This window comes from Fluctibacter corallii, from assembly GCF_025751585.1.
GTDB lineage: Bacteria > Pseudomonadota > Gammaproteobacteria > Enterobacterales > Alteromonadaceae > Fluctibacter_A > Fluctibacter_A corallii.
Genome location: NZ_JAOWKX010000005.1, coordinates 239,219 through 256,675, shown reverse-complemented (window position 1 = coordinate 256,675; position 17,457 = coordinate 239,219). Strand labels below are relative to the sequence as shown.

The window sequence follows — 17,457 nt, the reverse complement described above, 5'->3', positions numbered from 1 at the left end:
TTTTTTTAAACACATCCTGCTTAGACTGATATAATCCATATTCTAAGTGATATTAGCAGTTTCAAGAAGCATGACAATCCAACATTCCGATTTCGACCGTCGCTTTGGTGGCACTAAACGACTTTATGGCACCAAAGAAACCCAGCGTTTAAATGAAGCAAACTTTTGTGTCATTGGCATTGGGGGTGTCGGCTCATGGGTTGCAGAAGCACTAGCCAGAACAGCCATTGGCAATATTACGCTTATTGACTTAGATGACATATGCGTAACCAACACAAATCGTCAAATTCATGCGCTTCACCAAACTGTAGGAGAGGCAAAGGTTGATGCCATGGCATCACGGCTTCATGCCATTAATCCAGACTGTAATGTTAATGTTATAGAAGATTTTGTTACACCCGAAAATGTGCGTGATTATCTTTCTAACACGTTTGATTACGTGATTGAAGCAACCGACAGCATTAAAGCAAAAGCGGCTATCATCGCCCATTGTAAACGAAATAAAATTCCAGTAATTACCGCAGGAGGCGCAGGCGGCCAAACCGATCCTACCCAAATAGCAGTGAGTGACCTTACAAAAACAATTCAAGATCCGCTTGCCTCAAAGCTGCGCTCTTTTTTAAAAAAACATTACGGTTTTACTACCAATAGCAAAAGGAAGTTTGGTGTTGACTGTGTGTTTTCAACTGAGCAATTAAAATATCCGCAACAAGACGGGTCAGTGTGTACCACTAAAAACCTAAGCGATGGCAGTGTGAAGCTTGATTGTAACAATGGTTTTGGTGCAGCCGTTGTGGTCACAGCTAGTTTCGGCTTTGTTGCCGCTGCGCACGCAATCAATAAATACCTTAAAAAGACGACTGAAACAAAAGTTAGTTGACAGAATTCCATGTAAAGCGCCCTTTCCGCCAGTCAAGGAACAGGGCGATAACTAACCAAGCAGCTACCAGTGTAAATACCAACCAAGTACTCTCTGCTATTTCCATTATCGAATGACTAAACGTAGATGTAAGCCAGATAAGTGCGAGGTAATAAGGAAGATTCAGTACACCCGCAAGCAGAACCACTGAGAAACGATTTTTTGCAGAGCCTTGAGAGAACATAAAAAATGCCAACGAGTTCATGTGTATCATTGCAAGCAGTAACGCTTTTATCGAGGGGCGTCCCTCGCCTGATTGCTTATCATCAGAAAACTGGCGACCCAAAGTGTAGTTTATTGCTGAACCAATGGTTGCGGCAGACACCATACAAGCCGTTAACAATAATATATCGTTAAATGTTGGCTGATTAAGTACCACCAAAGATACCGCAAAAAATTGCCCCGGAAAGTAAAACCCGACGTAGACAATAGACTCAAGCAAAATAATGATAAAAATGATCAAGTAAAAATAGGATTGAAAGCTTTCGTTCAGCTTTTCTAATATGGTCTGGCCTGACGGAACGAGATCAAAGGTCACTAATAAGCCAATTATGGAAATAGCCATGAGTGCAGTGAACGGTAAAGAAGAATAGTATTTCACGCGGTTTACTTCCCATTTAATGTGCCTCACTTCTTAATCAATTAACTGAAATATAGATCATTAACGTCGAAAACTTTGTTATAACAACGAGGTTGCGGGTGTTGTAAATCGACAAATCGTGTTTAAATAGCCACACTATAATAAAGATTCATATTGAGACGTTGATTGATGGATATCACCCGAGAAGAACTCGAACAATTAATGGCAGATAGCGCAGCAAATGCAATTGAAACTACGCGAGATGAGTTTGGTATTGAGCTTGACGGGAGCGTTGACAGTATTAAATTAGTCGATGATGTTCTGCTTCAATGGCTAAGCAAGTATCAAGATCAAGTGTTGGAAGACAATGCCGTATTCACTTTATGTAACATATACGGCGCTTATATTGGCGAAGTGTTCATTAAAATTGTCGGCGGTCATTGGAAGTATGACACAAGTGATCCCGAAGCCCCTTTTGTCGCACTAGAGTTTGGTGGGCATGAATACGCTTTTGCTGGAATTTGTTATCAACGTTTAGTGAATGATTCACAAATCAGTGTGAATAACTATTTTCACCAAGCTGTTAAAAACAACCAGTCTGAATAGTTATTTCTCCTGCCAATCTTTCACGAGCAAGCTGATATGCTTGCTCTTGCCAAGCCATAAACAAGCCCAAAACGCTAACACAATGTTTAATCCATGCCACCAGTTGAACATTCCATGCTGTAAGGCAATATTAAACAAAGAAAACCCCACCTCAAAACAAATTGAAAAATACAGCACGGGCTTAATCCATTTAACCCATTTATATTTATCTCTTTCCCAAAGTTTTTGCCGATAAGCGACGAATACCCACACCCACAAAGCTGGCACTATCCCGAGCAGAGAATAGAGTAAAATGTCAGAGCTGGGATAAATTAGCTTCAATAGACGGTCGGTGTGCTCGTTAAACAAGGTTGCACCAATTATGATTATCAGTGACTTTGCCAAATACGCCAGCACCAACCAAAGCCCCATAGGTGGCAAGACTCGACCGCTCTCATCGTAGCGATTTAACGGTAAAGGTAACATCACTGACACGGCTAGTTTAACTTCTTAGCGAAGTGATGACTGGCAATAATGAAATCTTCCCGTAAGTAAAATTTATGCGCGCCAAAGCGTTGTACGCCAGAATCAAGATGCACCTGCTGACATTGATGTTGCTTCGCATAATCGGTGACCCACTCTAGTAATACCTTTCCTGCATTTTTTGATCGGTACGTTTCATCAACAATCAAGTCATCAATATAAACATGCTTGCCCCACGCCAGTTTCTCACCCACCCAAAATCCCATTAACGCAACAAGGGTTTTGCCATGGTATGCGCCCATCAGTTTGTAACCGCGCTCTCGTTGCCGAACGACGGCGCTTACATAGTGAGTTTTTTCTAAATCAGGCCGCAACTGCTGCATGATTTGAAATGCCGAAGCAATTAGTTCCGTACTCGTGATTTCCTCTACTTTTACCATGTTCCACTCCGCCTCAAGCTACCGAAAACGATTTATCCAATGACACTTTAAGATCATCAAGAATGTCGTCTATGTCATCAAATGACTCTGTAGATAAATAGATACTCAACGATGTTGATAGATTCAACTTCCCGACGTCTACAGAGTGCTGCAATGCATTTGCCAGCGTACTTTCCAATGCGCGTTGAATTCGCTCAAAAAACTGGGGGGCAGTACGCTCCTCAATATTTACCAAACAGATTAAAAATTGCTGCTCAGATATTCTGGCGACAATATCATTATCACGGGTAACGTTACTCAGCGTACCGATTATCTTAGACATCATGTTTTGCGTAAGAATAAACTCTAGCTCTTTAGCTTCATCTTTAAACTTTTTAAGATCCAATAGCGCTAACGCATTGGTTTTTTCATGATCTGCGCGAGGTACGCTTTTGATTTCAGTAATCGCTTTTTTAGAGTTTATCTCTCGTCCAAATTTTTCAATGCGGATCTGCTCAAAATATTTTTTGCGCAAATAAACAGATAAAATAAGTACGATCAGCAGCATAACAATGGCATATTTAAATAATGTAGCTTGCCGCTCTCTCTGTGTTGCAATAAGATCTTGCTCCAATGCCAACACTTGGCTATGAAGCTGCGCAACACCCAGTATTTTTCCGGCTTCTTGTAGCTTTACCGCATTACTAAACATAACGTCGGAAAACCTATCAAATGCCGCTTTGCTGCTCTCTATATCTCCCAAAAATAAATGAATATCCATTATCATTTTCAGATGGTCTTTGTTCGTATTCGGAATAGGAGAGTTCGCGCCGTACGATTCGTACAACGTTAGATAGTCATTTACACAGGCGACATTCTTATCATTCAGACACACTCCCGCTTTGTACCACTGATACAAAGCACGATGGCGCGCACTCTGAATTTGCGGCAGAAAGACCTCCCATCTAGCAAGACTTTTACGTAATGCATCAAAATCGGCAGTTCGATAGTAATACCCGGATTCAGCTAAAAATAGCCAACTATTACTCAATGGTGTATTCACTTTTCGATTGACTCGGCGGTACTCCTCAAGCAATTCCCAAGCTTTATCGTATTTTCGAGTCGCATATTTTGAGGTGATCACGCTCACCAATGTAGAGAGTAAGTTAGAACTGTTATAATGTTTTAGTCCCAACTCGTATGCTTTTAAATATTGTTCACCGGCCAGTACTTCTTGTCCAATGCTAGAATAATATAATCCAATTGAATTATGGATATGCGCAATGGCTGCGGGATCGCCTTTTTTAGTAAATGATTCAAGCAAGGCATACAATTTTCCTAACTTCTCAGCAAGCGGTAACGTGGTCGAGCACTCGGTGAGAATTGACAATTGAGCGCTAAGCGCAATGTCATCAAATCGGTTTTTAGCCAGCCTATCTGCCTTTTGATAATAACGACAGTCGTCAGGGCTTCCATCTACATCAAGAATAAAGCCAAGTTGATACAAAGCGTATGAATAATTTCGTGACGATTGCGCTACATCGCCGTTACTTAACAGCATTTCAACGGTGTCTTTTGCCTCTACATATTTGCCTTGGCAGATCTGATAATGAGTTTGAATAAGCTTTAGAGACGCTTCAAATTCGTCAGATAAATTCGCCGAGCGTAAGAAGCGATTGACATTCGTTGACACATAGTCTGAAGGACAATCAAAGGTTTTGACTGGATTTTGATTGAGGAATAAACCAATTTCTTCGTTTATATCGCCGCCATCTTCAATAGCAACCGCTGAAAAAGGCATGCCAAGAAACATTAAAGCGAAAGAGTATAAAAACTGCCTCATTAACCTTATTTTTTATTCATGTTAGCTAGATGTAATCTGAATATACATAAAACGTTCAGATGTATTAGGAGCATAATGGAGATGGACTCTATCACCATTAACAGGATATTAGTAGAACGTTCGAAAAAATAATATCTGAATGGTGCGCGACAGAGTCAATAAAACGAAACAGTTTAGAGTGATAACACCACTTTCAAATTACTATTTTGTGCACTATCACCACTGACAAAGCCAATAATATTCGGGTTTTTAGACACCAAATCAACGATTTCTGCCTCACTCACAACCTGCTGAGGAGGTTGGCCTTTCCCCGTAAACAGGAGTTTTGACCAATACGCCTTAATCTGACTAGACGATTTATTTAACACTTTATCGTTAAACTCCTCAAGTAGCGCCTTATTGCCTGTCTGATTGACTGGTATGGCAGGTTGTCCGGATGGAAAGCTCTTGTTTTTTCCCATAAAAATACGAGACACCGTGGTGACATCAAACGTATCCGCATTACTCGGATGAACAACAACATGGACGTCTGCGTGAGTCATAAAGGTTGTAAAAATGAAAGTGGCGAGAAGTAGTCTAATCATGATGTCTCCTGGAAAAGTCCAAAAATCAAGTCCAGATTATCGAATTTGCTGGAAGCACACCTAGCTGTGAAGCATCCAACGATGGTGAATTTTTACACGACAACTAGGTACTTGTAACAAGCAGCACCCCATGCCCCTTTTCACCATAGTAGAAAACACTGTGTAATCAAGCTATTGCCGTTATCTTTTTCCCCCAAAAAAAACCAACCAACAACAGAAATTATTATATCCTTGACAAGCCCCCCTTACCTACCCCAAGCATAATTATTCCTGTATAATCTCGCCCCAATTCAATACTAAGTTATCAGGCATCTATGACCGTCGAAAAATTTGATCCTCAACAGACCACAACGTTACGTGTTGCGAAAGAAGAAATCAGTAAACATCATAATGCAGACGCGCCAGTTTTAACCGGTACCGAAGCGAAAATTGGTTTCGTCTCTTTAGGCTGCCCGAAAAACTTGGTTGACTCTGAGCGCATTCTCACCCAACTCCGGACTGAGGGATACGATGTTGTTTCGACCTATCATGATTCTGACTTAGTTATCGTTAATACCTGTGGGTTCATCGACTCAGCGGTACAAGAGTCGTTAGATACCATTGGCGAAGCATTAAAAGAAAACGGTAAAGTGATTGTAACTGGCTGTTTGGGCGTGAAGGAAGACGAGATCAGAGAAGTTCACCCTAATGTTCTTGCGATCACTGGACCGCATGCCTACGAGACGGTGGTTGAACAAGTGCACGATCACTTACCTAAGCCGCAGCACAATCCATTTCAACAATTGATTCCCGATCACGGTGTAAAGCTAACGCCACGGCATTATGCTTATCTAAAAATTTCTGAAGGCTGTAATCACCGCTGCACATTTTGCATCATCCCCTCTATGCGAGGCGATCTAGACAGCCGCCCTATCGGTGACGTATTAGATGAGGCCAAACGACTGAAAGATGCTGGCGTTCAGGAGTTGCTCGTTATTTCTCAAGATACCAGTGCTTACGGTGTCGATGTCAAACACCAGACAGGTTTTTGGGACGGTATGCCAGTCAAAACCAACATGGTGGCACTATGTGAAAAATTGGGAGAAATGGGCATATGGGTAAGATTACATTACGTTTACCCGTACCCATCAGTAGACAAAGTAATACCACTGATGGCTGAAGGTAAAATCCTTCCTTATTTGGATATTCCCCTTCAACATGCCAGCCCGCGTATTTTGAAGCTCATGAAGCGACCTGCCGCTGCGGAGCGCACGTTGGAACGTATCAAGGCATGGAGAGAGATATGCCCTGAACTGATCATTCGCTCTACCTTTATTGTTGGCTTTCCAGGCGAAACAGAAGAAGATTTTCAAACTCTACTGGACTTTCTTGAAGAGGCGCAACTAGATCGCGTTGGATGTTTTAAATACTCTGACGTAGAAGGCGCAACGGCGAACGACTTACCAGATCCAGTAAGCGAAGAAGAAAAGCAATCGCGCTTTGAACGCTTTATGGAGGTACAAGCACGTATTAGTGCGCAGAAGCTTCAAGACAAAATTGGCCTTGAATATCAAGTATTAATTGATGAAGTAACTACGGAAGGAGCGGTGGGACGCTGTTATGCAGATGCCCCTGAAATTGATGGAAAAGTTTACCTAACGGATGAATTCGATGTTGCGCCAGGTGACAAAATATGGGCGCAAATTGTCCACGCCGATGAGCATGATATGTGGGCCGTGAAAGTAGACGATGAGGATGATGAAGGCGAAGATAACGCCGAAGCTACCATGTAAACTTGAATAGCTTAGCGAGTAACTATGTTCAACAGAGGCAAGGCTTATCTGCCTCTGTTGAATTTAGCCAAACGAATTAATCAATTGGGTTATTAGCGTAAGATGAATGAGCAACTCAACAGTCTTGTAAACGCACTTTCATTAAACTCAATGGCTTACTCATCATCACTTAAGGCTTTTTCTACTAGCTTCTGATCTATCTTTTTAGTTGTTTGAACGCCGAGTTCTTTAAATGCTTCCGCTTTGCGTATCAGATTCCCACGCCCTTCGACTAGCTTATTCATCGCTGCATCATAGCGCTTTTGTACGGTTTGCAAGCTGGTGCCTAGGCCATCCATATCAGTGGTAAACCCAACAAATTTGTCATATAAGTCGGCCGCTTTCTTAGCAATATTCTGGGCGTTTTGATTCTGGTATTCGTATTGCCAAATATTATTAATTGTACGTAATGCTACTAATAAATTGGTAGGGCTCACAAGCATAATGTTGTTATCTAATGCCAGTTTCACCAAGTCTGGAGATTGGTCAATCGCCAGCAAAAATGCAGCCTCGACCGGCACAAACATCAGCACATAATCCAGTGTGCGTATTCCTTCCAGCTGCTGATAGTCTTTCTTACCTAGCTGTTTAATATGCGTCTTGAGTGAATCAATATGTTCAGCAAGATGCTTTTTGCGTGCCGCTTCATCGTCAACTTCATTAAAATATCGCTCATAGGCTGCTAAGGATACTTTGGAGTCAATTACGATGTCTTTGTCATTAGGCAGATGCACCACCACGTCTGGCTGGTAGAGCTTACCGCCCTCATTTTTCATTGATACTTGCTTTTCAAACTCGTGACCTTCTCGCAGTCCAGATTCTTTGAGAATACGTTCTAGTACCAATTCGCCCCAGTTACCCTGCTGCTTATTATCTCCCTTTAGCGCACGAGTTAATGCAGCCGCTTCCTCAGTAATTTGTTTATTTAGCTCTTTTAGGTTAATAATTTCTGTTTTGAGAGAAGCCCGCTCTTGGCCTTCTTTTACATATTGGTCAGAAATTTGTTTTTTGAATCCATCAATTTGCTCTTTTAAGGGTGTCAGTAACGCATTCAAACCTTCTTTGTTGGATTGACTGAACGTTTGGCTTTTTTGCTCGAAAATTTTATTGGCCAAATTTTCAAATTGCTGTTGCAACCGTTTTTCAGCGTCTTCAACATGAGTAAGCTTTTCTTCCATATGTCGCTTTTCTTCTTCTGCTTTAGTATGCAAAGAATCGAATTGTGCACGAAGATGACTATATCGCTCATGCTGTTCATCAAGCTTGTCAGCTAACGTTTGTTTCTCTTCTTTAAGAGAAATAATAGTCTCAGACTTTTGCGATAACTCACCCAGTTGTTGCTGTGCGCCAAAAAGTCGTTCCTGCGTGTGTTTATACTCTTGCTGTAGCTCTTGCAGAGCCAGCGACACACTTTCTAACTGCCCATCGATTAACATTACCTTTTGTTCAGCCTGGTCGGCGCGAGATACGGCCTCACTAAGGCGCGATTTCATTACGCTATATGTAATTGCCGCTGCACAGCTAGCGGTGAAAAAAACAAAGAGAAGAAAAGTGGGATCAAGAAAGCTTAATTCTGTCATGGTTATCACGTATTGTTATTAATCGGGTTACTAAACGACATAGTTCGCTATATTATTGTGTATTGAAGTTTATCTGTTACTCTTCACCGCACCGTAGCACCCGCAAATGATGTAACAGAGCATAAACTTCAGTGCAAAAAAATATAAAAAGGCGGCCAGTGCCGCCTTTCTCGCATAACAATTTATGCCTTTAAGGTTTCATCCAAATCGGCGATTTTGGCGCGCCAAATAGCTGGCCCAGTTTGATGGGCGTTAGCGCCGGTGCTATCTACGGCCACGGTAACTGGCATATCTTCGACCTCAAACTCATAAATGGCTTCCATTCCTAAGTCTTCGAAGGCAACAACGCGTGATTTCTTGATCGCCTTCGATACAAGGTAAGCTGCACCACCAACTGCCATTAAATAAACTGCATTGTGTTTAGCAATACTATCTACCGTCGCAGGGCCGCGCTCAGCTTTACCAATCATGCCAATCAAGCCTGTCTTTTCAAGCATCATATCGGTGAATTTATCCATGCGGGTTGCGGTTGTCGGGCCCGCGGGTCCAACAACTTCATCACCTACCGCGTCCACTGGCCCAACGTAATAGATAAAGCGATTGGTTAAATCAACCCCCTCTGGCAAGCCTTCACCATTGTCCATCATTGTTTGAATGCGTTTGTGTGCCGCATCACGCCCCGTCAGCATTTTGCCTGACAACAACACGGTTTCGCCCACCTTCCATTCTTGGATGTCTTCTTTGGTCACCGTATCAAGGTTTACACGCCGTGTATTCTCACCCACTTCCCAGGTCACTTCTGGCCAATCTTCCAATTTAGGCGCTTTCAATTCAGCCGGACCAGAACCATCTAGATAGAAATGAGCATGACGCGTCGCAGCACAATTTGGAATCATCACTACGGGCTTAGAAGCCGCATGGGTTGGAAGTGATTTAATTTTGATGTCGACCACTGTCGTTAAACCGCCCAAACCCTGTGCACCGATACCGAGATCGTTCACTTTCTTGAAAATATCTAAACGTAACTTTTCTTCAGTCGTCTCAGCACCACGTGCCATCAACTCCTGAATATCTACTGGATCCATCAAGCTTTCTTTTGCCAACACAGCCGCTTTTTCTGCCGTGCCACCAATACCAATTCCTAGCATACCTGGAGGACACCAACCCGCCCCCATGCTCGGTAACGTTTTCACTACCCACTCAGCTATATCATCGCTGGGATTGAGCATGGCCATTTTTGACTTATTCTCTGAACCGCCGCCTTTTGCGGCAATCATTACCTCAATCTTGTCACCTGGCACCATATCAATATGCACAACGGCTGGGGTGTTGTCTTTGGTATTTTTACGTGCACCAGCTGGATCAGCCACAATTGAGGCGCGAAGAGGATTATCGCTATTGGTGTAAGCGCGACGTGTTCCTTCATCTACCATTTGCTGAACCGTCATGTCGGTTTTATCCCACGACACGTCCATGCCAATTTTGACAAAACACGTCACAATGCCCGTGTCTTGACACAAAGGACGGTGCCCTTCTGCCGACATACGTGAATTAATCAGAATTTGCGCCATGGCGTCTTTGGCCGCTTGGCTTTCTTCCCTGTTATAAGCTTCTTCAACCGCTTTTACGTAATCTAGCGGGTGGTAGTAAGAAATAAATTGCAGCGCATCTTCGATGCTATCAATGAAATCCTGTTGACGGATTGTTGCCATAATTGCCTCTTCGTCGTTAAGAGATTATTGTCGTTAGCGTTATCACAATATGATAACCTGCCCGCCAAAATAGCTCCATGACTAATCACTTTTTTTACGCTAGTTACCCAACATGATGACAAATTGGCACGATAAATATACTATCTCGACGCTTTTTGAGAACAGCAACCATGATTTAACCGCGCTCTTATCGCACTTTCAAGATACGCCTTGGACCATGCTGTTAGATTCATCGAATAGCCAACATCCAGACAGCCGGTTTGATATATTTGTTACCAACCCCGTTGCTACCATTACTCACCAATGTGGTATAAATCGTGTTAGTAGAGCAAGTGCCCCTACTGACATTAAAGAAAACTCAACCTCTCCGCTAAGCGCGCTTAGAGCACTGTTAGTTGATACGGGCTTTTCCATTAAAGCAGATGAAAACCAACCTCTGCCTTTTATAGTCGGCGCATTAGGCTACTTTGGGTATGATTTAGGTAGGCAATTTGAGGTGCTTCCTTCCGCGGCTATCAACGAGTATGAAGCACCCGATATGGCGATAGGCATTTACGCTTGGTCAATTATTAAAGACAACCACACCAAGACGATTTACGTGTGTCGACATAATGATTATGCCACACCCAGCGACCATGAATGCGTGCGATTCTTTGAAAATAGCCATGCGACATTACCCTTTACACTTACATCTGCGTGGCAGGCGAATATCTCTCAAGAAGAGTACACACAGAAGTTGCACCATATTCATGAATACTTATTGGCTGGTGATTGTTATCAAGTGAACTTTGCGCAACGCTTTAAAAGCACGTTTTCTGGAAGCCCTATTTCAGCGTATCTGGCATTAAGACAAGAAAATTCTGCCCCTTTTTCTGCGTTTTTGTCTTTCGATAATTACCATATATTGAGTATCTCACCTGAACGGTTTTTACAGTGCAGAAATAGAAAAGTGCAAACCAAACCGATTAAAGGCACGCGACCAAGGCATCAGGATGAAGCAACAGATTCTGCTTTAAAAGCGGCATTATTAGCATCAACAAAAGACAAAGCTGAAAATTTAATGATTGTCGACTTACTGCGTAATGATTTAAGTCGAACCTGCATGGCGGGCAGCGTAGATGTTCCCGCCCTATTTGATATTGAGAGCTTTTCTGCTGTGCATCATTTGGTTAGCACCGTGACAGGCACACTAGCGCCCGAGCATGATTCATTATCTTTGCTTCAGCACGCCTTTCCGGGTGGCTCTATTACTGGTGCGCCCAAAATCCGTGCGATGGAGATCATCGATGAGCTGGAGCCTCATAGACGGAATATTTATTGCGGAAGCATAGGCTATATTGGCATTCATAATGACATGGACACCAGCATCTGTATTAGAACGCTGCTATTAGAAAAAAACGCGGTTTATTGCTGGGCCGGCGGTGGCATTGTGTTAGACTCTGAGGCAGATTCAGAATATCAGGAAACCTTTGATAAGGTAGCGAAAATTTTGCCTGTTTTAGAAAGCTAACAGCATTTAGGTAACATGAATAAAGATGAGTTTTTAGCACAATTCCAGCATGTAAGAGTGGTTCCGCCTGAATCAGATTTTCCTCTGCGTGTTCAGGCTAGGCCAGCCGCTGTATTGCTGCCAATCGTTGTCAGAGAAGACTCTCTCACCATGTTATTTACTCAACGCGCAAGACATTTACGGCATCATGCCGGCCAGATCAGTTTTCCAGGTGGAAAACAAGAGCCTACAGATAAAAGTTTGCTTGATACTGCCCTCAGGGAAACGGAAGAAGAAATTGGCATTACACGCCAATATATTGATGTGATAGGTACATTGCCCAAATTTAGAACGGTGAGTCGTTTTGAGGTCTTACCATTTGTGTCTTTCGTTTCTGATACCTTTTCACTTAAAATAGATGAAAATGAAGTCGATAATGTGTTTGAAGTGCCTCTTGCTTTTCTGTTAGACAAAACCAATCATTTTATTCATTGGGTTGAGCGAAAAAAGGCCGTACATCCCATCTACTTTATTCCGTGGGAAAACAAACAAATTTGGGGCGCAACCGCAGCATTTATCAGGAATTTATCGAATCACATTCACCACAAAGCAAACTAAACTTTACATAACATTAGATTAACTTTTCCGAAACATTAGATTTATCAACTTGCCCTAGTGTATAGATTTACGCATAGTTGGCGCCATCAAGCGAAGAATTAGAGAATTAACAATGATCAGTGTGTTTGATATGTTCAGTGTCGGCATCGGGCCGTCAAGTTCACACACCGTCGGGCCAATGCGCGCGGCATGCCAGTTTTGTCAGGATTTAAAAGCGCAACAGCTTTTCGACAAAACAGATAACGTTGAAGTAGAACTGTTTGGCTCGCTGGGCCAGACAGGCAAAGGCCATGGTACAGGTAAGGCTGTCATTCTTGGTCTTCATGGTCTGCAACCTGAAACCGTAGATGTGAGTAGTGTCGACGCGTTATTGCATAAAGTCGATGTTACTCAATCTTTATCCCTCAACGGCGAAAAAGACATTGCATTCCCGAATCAAGGGGCAATCACATTTCATCGAAGAAAGTCACTGCCTAAACACGCCAACGGCATGACAATTCATGCTTATGAAGGAAAAACGCTGCTGGCGAGCCAAACCTACTATTCAATTGGTGGCGGCTTTATCGTCAAAGATGAAGATTTTGAGGCGGTTAAGAAAACAACCATTGAACAAGTGCAAGAAGACGTACCTTATTCCTTCAGTAGCGCAGCACAGCTTCTAGAACACTGCAAAGAACACGGGTTTAGTATCAGTTCATTAATGTATAAGAATGAACAAACCCAAGCGACGAAAGAAGATATTACCGATAAGCTTTGGCATATCTGGCAAGTCATGTTGGAATCGGTTAATAACGGGATTGGTACTGAAGGCATTCTTCCAGGAGGCCTGAAAGTGAAACGACGTGCGCCAGCCCTTCACCGCCGCCTTACCAGCGAGCAAACGTCGGATCCAATGCAAGCTATGGACTGGGTCAACTTATTTGCGCTTGCAGTGAATGAAGAAAATGCAGCAGGCGGCCGCATTGTCACAGCACCAACGAATGGTGCAGCCGGTATTATCCCAGCGGTACTATGCTACTACGATAAATTTATTCGACCAGTCACCAAAGATACGGCGGCACGCTATTTACTTACCTGTGCGGCAATAGGCATTTTGTATAAGAAAAATGCGTCTATCTCAGGGGCAGAAGTCGGTTGCCAAGGAGAAGTCGGCGTTGCATGCTCCATGGCAGCGGGTGGTTTAACCGAAATACTTGGTGGAAGCCCAGGTGCAGTTGAATGTGCGGCCGAAATAGGAATGGAACATAACCTTGGTCTTACGTGCGATCCCGTTGGCGGATTGGTACAAGTGCCTTGCATTGAGCGTAATGCGATGGGTGCAATTAAAGCAATCAATGCGTCTAGGCTAGCACTGCGAGGAACTGGCGATCACAAGGTGTCGTTAGACAAAGTGATTAAAACCATGTGGGATACAGGAAATGACATGAAGTCAAAATACAAAGAAACTGCACGAGGCGGGCTCGCTGTGAATATAATCGAGTGCTAGAAATCCCTGTTATCTGATTTAACCTGCCGCTTCAGCGGCAGGTAGTCATAAGAATAAAGGGCTACCCTTTACTTTACGGGTAACGTCAATCCTTTAAACATCTTCTCTACTTCATCATTGTTTTTCTGCATCATCGCTTTTTCAACTACATCTTTGGTTAAATGCGGGGCAAAGCGCTCAATAAAGTCATACATATAACTACGCAAGAATGAACCTTTTCTAAAACCAATTTTGGTCGTACTGTACTCAAACATATGGCTAGCGTCTATTTTCACCAAATCTGAATCAAGCTCTTCATCAATCGCCATTGACGCAATAACACCAATACCTACACCCAAGCGCACATAGGTTTTAATCACGTCTGCATCCGTTGCAGTAAACACGATTTTAGGTTCCAGCCCAGCCTTTTCAAACGCCTGGTCAAGTTCTGAACGCCCCGTAAAACCAAAAACATAAGTAACCAACGGAAACTCAGCAATGTCTTCTATTCCTATTGACGTTTTCTTGGCGAGAGGATGTTCACGATTAACGATAATACTGCGATTCCAGTGATAACATGGCAACATCACTAAATCGTTATACAAATGCAATGCTTCGGTCGCAATCGCAAAATCGGCCTCGCCTTTCGCGGCAAGATCGCTAATTTGAGATGGCGTACCTTGGTGCATGTGCAAAGACACTTTGGGGTATTTAGACATAAAGCCCTGAATAACATCAGGGAGCGCATAACGCGCCTGAGTATGAGTAGTCGCAATATTGAGTTTGCCTTGATCTGGCAAAGTATGCTCTCTTGCTACCGCTTTGATGCTTTCCACTTTAGCAAGAATCTCGCGGGAAATGTTAATCACATCTTTACCAGCATCCGTCACATGAGTCAGGTGTTTGCCACTGCGACCAAAAATCTGTACTCCTAATTCATCCTCAAGCATCCGTACTTGCTTACTAATGCCAGGTTGTGAAGTGTATAAATTTTCAGCGGTAGCAGAAACATTTAAGTTGTTATTGAGAACCTCAACAATATAACGAAGTTGCTGTAATTTCATGTCCTATGCCTAAAACCCATTTGACTCTTTTCTATTCTATATGCAAATTATATATACCCAAGCGAGAATTAATTCCATAAAATTTTAGAAAAAGCCGCATTTTTTTCGAAATTGGATGGTTTTTTTGGTAAATCGCTGTTTTTAAAGGATACTGTATGAAGGTAGTAACAATGATCCGATGGTTTTTTAAACAGCACCACTATGAATAATGAACGACACCCCATAGACTTTTCGACTGTACTCGCGGCGGCAGTTCACGATATGAAGAATTCGCTGTGTTTACTTAGTCAGACGATAGAAGAATTAAGTTTAAAAGTAGAGGATTCAAACTCGGTTGCTAAAAACCATCTCGCTACAGCCCATTATGAGGCATCTCGACTCAACACGGGTTTGGTTCAGCTTCTTTCATTATACCGAGCAGAAATTGAAAGCCTGCCATTAAATGTAGACGAATGCTACATCGAGGATCTCATTGATGAGCTCCTGTATAACAACGAAAGCTATGCAAAGCACAAAGGCTTAACGCTTACAGTAGAACAAAGCGGCAATTTGGTGTGGTACTTAGACAGGGATTTGGTTGTGTTACTTATCAATGACGTCATCATCAATGCCATGCGGTATTGTAAAAGCACAATTCAATTAAAAATTTTTGAAGAAAACGGGTATATTGTTTTTCAAGTAGAGGATGACGGCAAAGGTTATCCCTCAAGTATGCTGAAGGCAACGACGATAAATATACAAGATTTTGATATTAGTCATGGACGAACAGGCCTAGGACTTTTCTTTGCGAGGTTAATTGCTGGTGCGCATAGTACTGGAAATCGCAAGGGAGAGATTGTATTGTCCAATGGCGGCACACTTGGTGGCAGCGTATTTACGCTCCGATTACCCTAAAGGTAATGCCTATGAACATGTTAAGCAGTAACTGGAAATAATAATAAAATGATTTTTACTATCGTCATCATACTGATCGTCGCCCTCATCGTTGTGGCGATTGTTGTGAATGCAGTGCAACAACACAGAGAACGGATTGAAGCAGAAAAACGTACTGAGGTTGCCAAACAACGGGCAATCATTGACGAAACTGAGAATGTTTTAATGGCCGCAGACTCGATGCCGGTGTCTCAACAGCTGGTGCATATTCTTCATCAGCGAATTTACAATGCACTGAAGGTGATCAATGAAATGACACCCGGTGTCGCCGACATCAAGCAACGCATAAAAGAAAGCGAAGAGCGCAGCAAGGCCATTAACGTGTCGGCAGAGCCACCCGCGCCTGACGCATTCAGGTTGCCCGACAACGACAAACTCATCATCCAATACATTCAAGCGATCAAAAAATTTCGCGTTTTATTGCGCTCAGAGCACAGTAAAGGCAAAGTAGATTCATCAACGTTCGCGAAAGAAGACCGATTGCTTGCAGCATTGCAGCTGAGAGTTAATGTTGAAACCTTAATCAAACGTGGTAATGCCGCGCTACAGACCGGCATGATGGGCTCTGCAAGACAGTATTTTGAGAAGGCCAAATCAGCGCTTGAAGCACAAAATACATTAGATGATTACGCGAAACAAAAGCTTCAATCAATCACGGAACAGCTCAAAGAAATTCAAGACAATCTTCGCAATGCCAACGCTGAAGATCGTAAGAAGAAAAAATCTGAAGAAAACGGTGACTTAGACGAATTATTTGCGCCGAAGAAGAAATGGTAAGGTGTATTCTTTCCAATACTTACGTATAGATAAACCCGTTTTATCCTGTAGGTATGTTCTTTAAATTTGTTGTCCCTAATTGTTATAGGGACAACGTTTAAAGGACATAAAACATGAAAAAAATATTGATTACAGGCTTAATGCTATCTGCTTTTAATGCGTTCGCGGACGAGTGTATTTCTACCGGACAAGCCTATGTACATGCAACAGGGCCTGCTGGAGGCGGCTTTACTGGTGGCTATGTCATTACAAATATTTCTAACGAAACGATTAATGTTAAAGTTGCGCTTAACAATCCTGACGGCCCAATAGAAAGCCCGTCGGCAAATCAATACAAATTTCACTTTTCGACCGCCAATACACCACTGAGTGCTGAAGGTGCCATGCTAGAACCTGGTCAGCAAGGCGAGTTCTATTTTCACACCTATACGCAAGATATTGGTGTGGGCAAAATTTCTTGGGAATCAAAATCTAAGACTTGCATTGATAAAGCTGTGTTTGCATCAACGATTGCATACTACTCAGTATCAGGGCGCTATGGCTACACACTCAATGCAGTGAATGGTGGTCAACCTTTCTAATTGTAGAAAACACC

The 17,457-nt window shown here is 42.6% G+C and carries 17 protein-coding genes; 9 read left to right on the top strand and 8 right to left on the bottom strand.

Annotated elements, in window-relative coordinates; all coding sequences use genetic code 11:
* The first annotated feature begins 70 nt into the window (after positions 1 to 70).
* The gene (gene tcdA / locus OE749_RS11330) at positions 71 to 880 is read left to right on the top strand and encodes a tRNA cyclic N6-threonylcarbamoyladenosine(37) synthase TcdA (protein ID WP_263712568.1); all 810 of its coding nucleotides are present in this window, start codon (positions 71 to 73) and stop codon (positions 878 to 880) included.
* Here the strand turns inward: tcdA and OE749_RS11325 are convergent.
* The gene (locus OE749_RS11325; protein ID WP_263712567.1) at positions 873 to 1,520 is read right to left on the bottom strand and encodes a hypothetical protein; all 648 of its coding nucleotides are present in this window, start codon (positions 1,518 to 1,520) and stop codon (positions 873 to 875) included. The two genes, tcdA and OE749_RS11325, sit on opposite strands and share 8 nt — an antisense overlap.
* Before the next feature lie 168 nt (positions 1,521 to 1,688).
* Here OE749_RS11325 and OE749_RS11320 point away from each other — a divergent pair, with 168 nt between their 5' ends.
* Entirely contained in the window at positions 1,689 to 2,105 is a 417-nt protein-coding gene (locus tag OE749_RS11320; RefSeq protein ID WP_263712566.1) for a hypothetical protein, read from the top strand.
* Here the strand turns inward: OE749_RS11320 and OE749_RS11315 are convergent, their stop codons facing one another.
* The 4 genes from OE749_RS11315 to OE749_RS11300 form a co-directional block, all read right to left on the bottom strand.
* Entirely contained in the window at positions 2,106 to 2,570 is a 465-nt protein-coding gene (locus tag OE749_RS11315) for a DUF2919 domain-containing protein (RefSeq protein ID WP_263712688.1), read from the bottom strand.
* Between the two features lie 11 nt (positions 2,571 to 2,581).
* On the bottom strand, positions 2,582 to 3,007 hold the full coding sequence (locus OE749_RS11310) for a GNAT family N-acetyltransferase (RefSeq protein WP_263712565.1): 426 nt from the start codon (positions 3,005 to 3,007) through the stop codon (positions 2,582 to 2,584).
* A gap of 13 nt (positions 3,008 to 3,020) precedes the next feature.
* On the bottom strand, positions 3,021 to 4,787 hold the full coding sequence (locus OE749_RS11305) for a GGDEF domain-containing protein (RefSeq protein WP_263712564.1): 1,767 nt from the start codon (positions 4,785 to 4,787) through the stop codon (positions 3,021 to 3,023).
* 215 nt (positions 4,788 to 5,002) lie between these two features.
* Positions 5,003 to 5,413: a type 2 periplasmic-binding domain-containing protein gene (locus OE749_RS11300; RefSeq protein WP_263712563.1), complete on the bottom strand. Its 411-nt coding sequence runs from the start codon at positions 5,411 to 5,413 to the stop codon at positions 5,003 to 5,005.
* Between the two features lie 314 nt (positions 5,414 to 5,727).
* Between OE749_RS11300 and rimO the strand changes: the two genes are divergently transcribed.
* Entirely contained in the window at positions 5,728 to 7,185 is a 1,458-nt protein-coding gene (gene rimO, locus OE749_RS11295) for a 30S ribosomal protein S12 methylthiotransferase RimO (protein ID WP_263712562.1), read from the top strand.
* Between the two features lie 155 nt (positions 7,186 to 7,340).
* On the opposite strand, the gene rmuC is transcribed toward rimO, so the two are convergent.
* On the bottom strand, positions 7,341 to 8,804 hold the full coding sequence (rmuC, locus tag OE749_RS11290) for a DNA recombination protein RmuC (protein WP_263712561.1): 1,464 nt from the start codon (positions 8,802 to 8,804) through the stop codon (positions 7,341 to 7,343).
* A gap of 182 nt (positions 8,805 to 8,986) precedes the next feature.
* Entirely contained in the window at positions 8,987 to 10,516 is a 1,530-nt protein-coding gene (locus OE749_RS11285; RefSeq protein ID WP_263712560.1) for a fumarate hydratase, read from the bottom strand.
* A 112-nt stretch (positions 10,517 to 10,628) separates the two neighbouring features.
* Here OE749_RS11285 and pabB point away from each other — a divergent pair, with 112 nt between their 5' ends.
* From pabB to OE749_RS11270, 3 genes are all read left to right on the top strand, one after another.
* The gene (gene pabB, locus OE749_RS11280; RefSeq protein WP_318527879.1) at positions 10,629 to 12,026 is read left to right on the top strand and encodes an aminodeoxychorismate synthase component I; all 1,398 of its coding nucleotides are present in this window, start codon (positions 10,629 to 10,631) and stop codon (positions 12,024 to 12,026) included.
* Between the two features lie 15 nt (positions 12,027 to 12,041).
* Positions 12,042 to 12,623: a CoA pyrophosphatase gene (locus OE749_RS11275; protein WP_263712559.1), complete on the top strand. Its 582-nt coding sequence runs from the start codon at positions 12,042 to 12,044 to the stop codon at positions 12,621 to 12,623.
* A gap of 112 nt (positions 12,624 to 12,735) precedes the next feature.
* Entirely contained in the window at positions 12,736 to 14,109 is a 1,374-nt protein-coding gene (locus tag OE749_RS11270; RefSeq protein WP_263712558.1) for an L-serine ammonia-lyase, read from the top strand.
* Positions 14,110 to 14,177: 68 nt separating this feature from the next.
* Here the strand turns inward: OE749_RS11270 and cysB are convergent, their stop codons facing one another.
* Entirely contained in the window at positions 14,178 to 15,152 is a 975-nt protein-coding gene (gene cysB, locus OE749_RS11265; RefSeq protein WP_263712557.1) for an HTH-type transcriptional regulator CysB, read from the bottom strand.
* A gap of 201 nt (positions 15,153 to 15,353) precedes the next feature.
* Between cysB and OE749_RS11260 the strand changes: the two genes are divergently transcribed.
* From OE749_RS11260 to OE749_RS11250, 3 genes are all read left to right on the top strand, one after another.
* Positions 15,354 to 16,046 (top strand): sensor histidine kinase, encoded by a 693-nt coding sequence (locus tag OE749_RS11260; RefSeq protein WP_263712556.1) that lies wholly within the window; start codon positions 15,354 to 15,356, stop codon positions 16,044 to 16,046.
* A gap of 48 nt (positions 16,047 to 16,094) precedes the next feature.
* Complete coding sequence (locus tag OE749_RS11255) at positions 16,095 to 16,862, top strand: hypothetical protein (protein WP_263712555.1); 768 nt, start codon at positions 16,095 to 16,097, stop codon at positions 16,860 to 16,862.
* 113 nt (positions 16,863 to 16,975) lie between these two features.
* The gene (locus OE749_RS11250; RefSeq protein ID WP_263712554.1) at positions 16,976 to 17,443 is read left to right on the top strand and encodes a hypothetical protein; all 468 of its coding nucleotides are present in this window, start codon (positions 16,976 to 16,978) and stop codon (positions 17,441 to 17,443) included.
* Positions 17,444 to 17,457 lie beyond the last annotated feature (14 nt).

What these genes read in the sequence shown, in the direction of transcription:
- tcdA (WP_263712568.1), top strand. Translation starts at nt 71, where the DNA reads ATGACAATCCAACATTCCGATTTCGACCGTCGCTTTGGTGGCACTAAA.
- OE749_RS11320 (WP_263712566.1), top strand. Translation starts at nt 1,689, where the DNA reads ATGGATATCACCCGAGAAGAACTCGAACAATTAATGGCAGATAGCGCA.
- OE749_RS11315 (WP_263712688.1), bottom strand. Translation starts at nt 2,570, where the DNA reads ATGTTACCTTTACCGTTAAATCGCTACGATGAGAGCGGTCGAGTCTTG.
- OE749_RS11310 (WP_263712565.1), bottom strand. Translation starts at nt 3,007, where the DNA reads ATGGTAAAAGTAGAGGAAATCACGAGTACGGAACTAATTGCTTCGGCA.
- OE749_RS11305 (WP_263712564.1), bottom strand. Translation starts at nt 4,787, where the DNA reads ATGCCTTTTTCAGCGGTTGCTATTGAAGATGGCGGCGATATAAACGAA.
- OE749_RS11300 (WP_263712563.1), bottom strand. Translation starts at nt 5,413, where the DNA reads ATGATTAGACTACTTCTCGCCACTTTCATTTTTACAACCTTTATGACT.
- rimO (WP_263712562.1), top strand. Translation starts at nt 5,728, where the DNA reads ATGACCGTCGAAAAATTTGATCCTCAACAGACCACAACGTTACGTGTT.
- rmuC (WP_263712561.1), bottom strand. Translation starts at nt 8,804, where the DNA reads ATGACAGAATTAAGCTTTCTTGATCCCACTTTTCTTCTCTTTGTTTTT.
- OE749_RS11285 (WP_263712560.1), bottom strand. Translation starts at nt 10,516, where the DNA reads ATGGCAACAATCCGTCAACAGGATTTCATTGATAGCATCGAAGATGCG.
- pabB (WP_318527879.1), top strand. Translation starts at nt 10,629, where the DNA reads ATGATGACAAATTGGCACGATAAATATACTATCTCGACGCTTTTTGAG.
- OE749_RS11275 (WP_263712559.1), top strand. Translation starts at nt 12,042, where the DNA reads ATGAATAAAGATGAGTTTTTAGCACAATTCCAGCATGTAAGAGTGGTT.
- OE749_RS11270 (WP_263712558.1), top strand. Translation starts at nt 12,736, where the DNA reads ATGATCAGTGTGTTTGATATGTTCAGTGTCGGCATCGGGCCGTCAAGT.
- cysB (WP_263712557.1), bottom strand. Translation starts at nt 15,152, where the DNA reads ATGAAATTACAGCAACTTCGTTATATTGTTGAGGTTCTCAATAACAAC.
- OE749_RS11260 (WP_263712556.1), top strand. Translation starts at nt 15,354, where the DNA reads ATGAATAATGAACGACACCCCATAGACTTTTCGACTGTACTCGCGGCG.
- OE749_RS11255 (WP_263712555.1), top strand. Translation starts at nt 16,095, where the DNA reads ATGATTTTTACTATCGTCATCATACTGATCGTCGCCCTCATCGTTGTG.
- OE749_RS11250 (WP_263712554.1), top strand. Translation starts at nt 16,976, where the DNA reads ATGAAAAAAATATTGATTACAGGCTTAATGCTATCTGCTTTTAATGCG.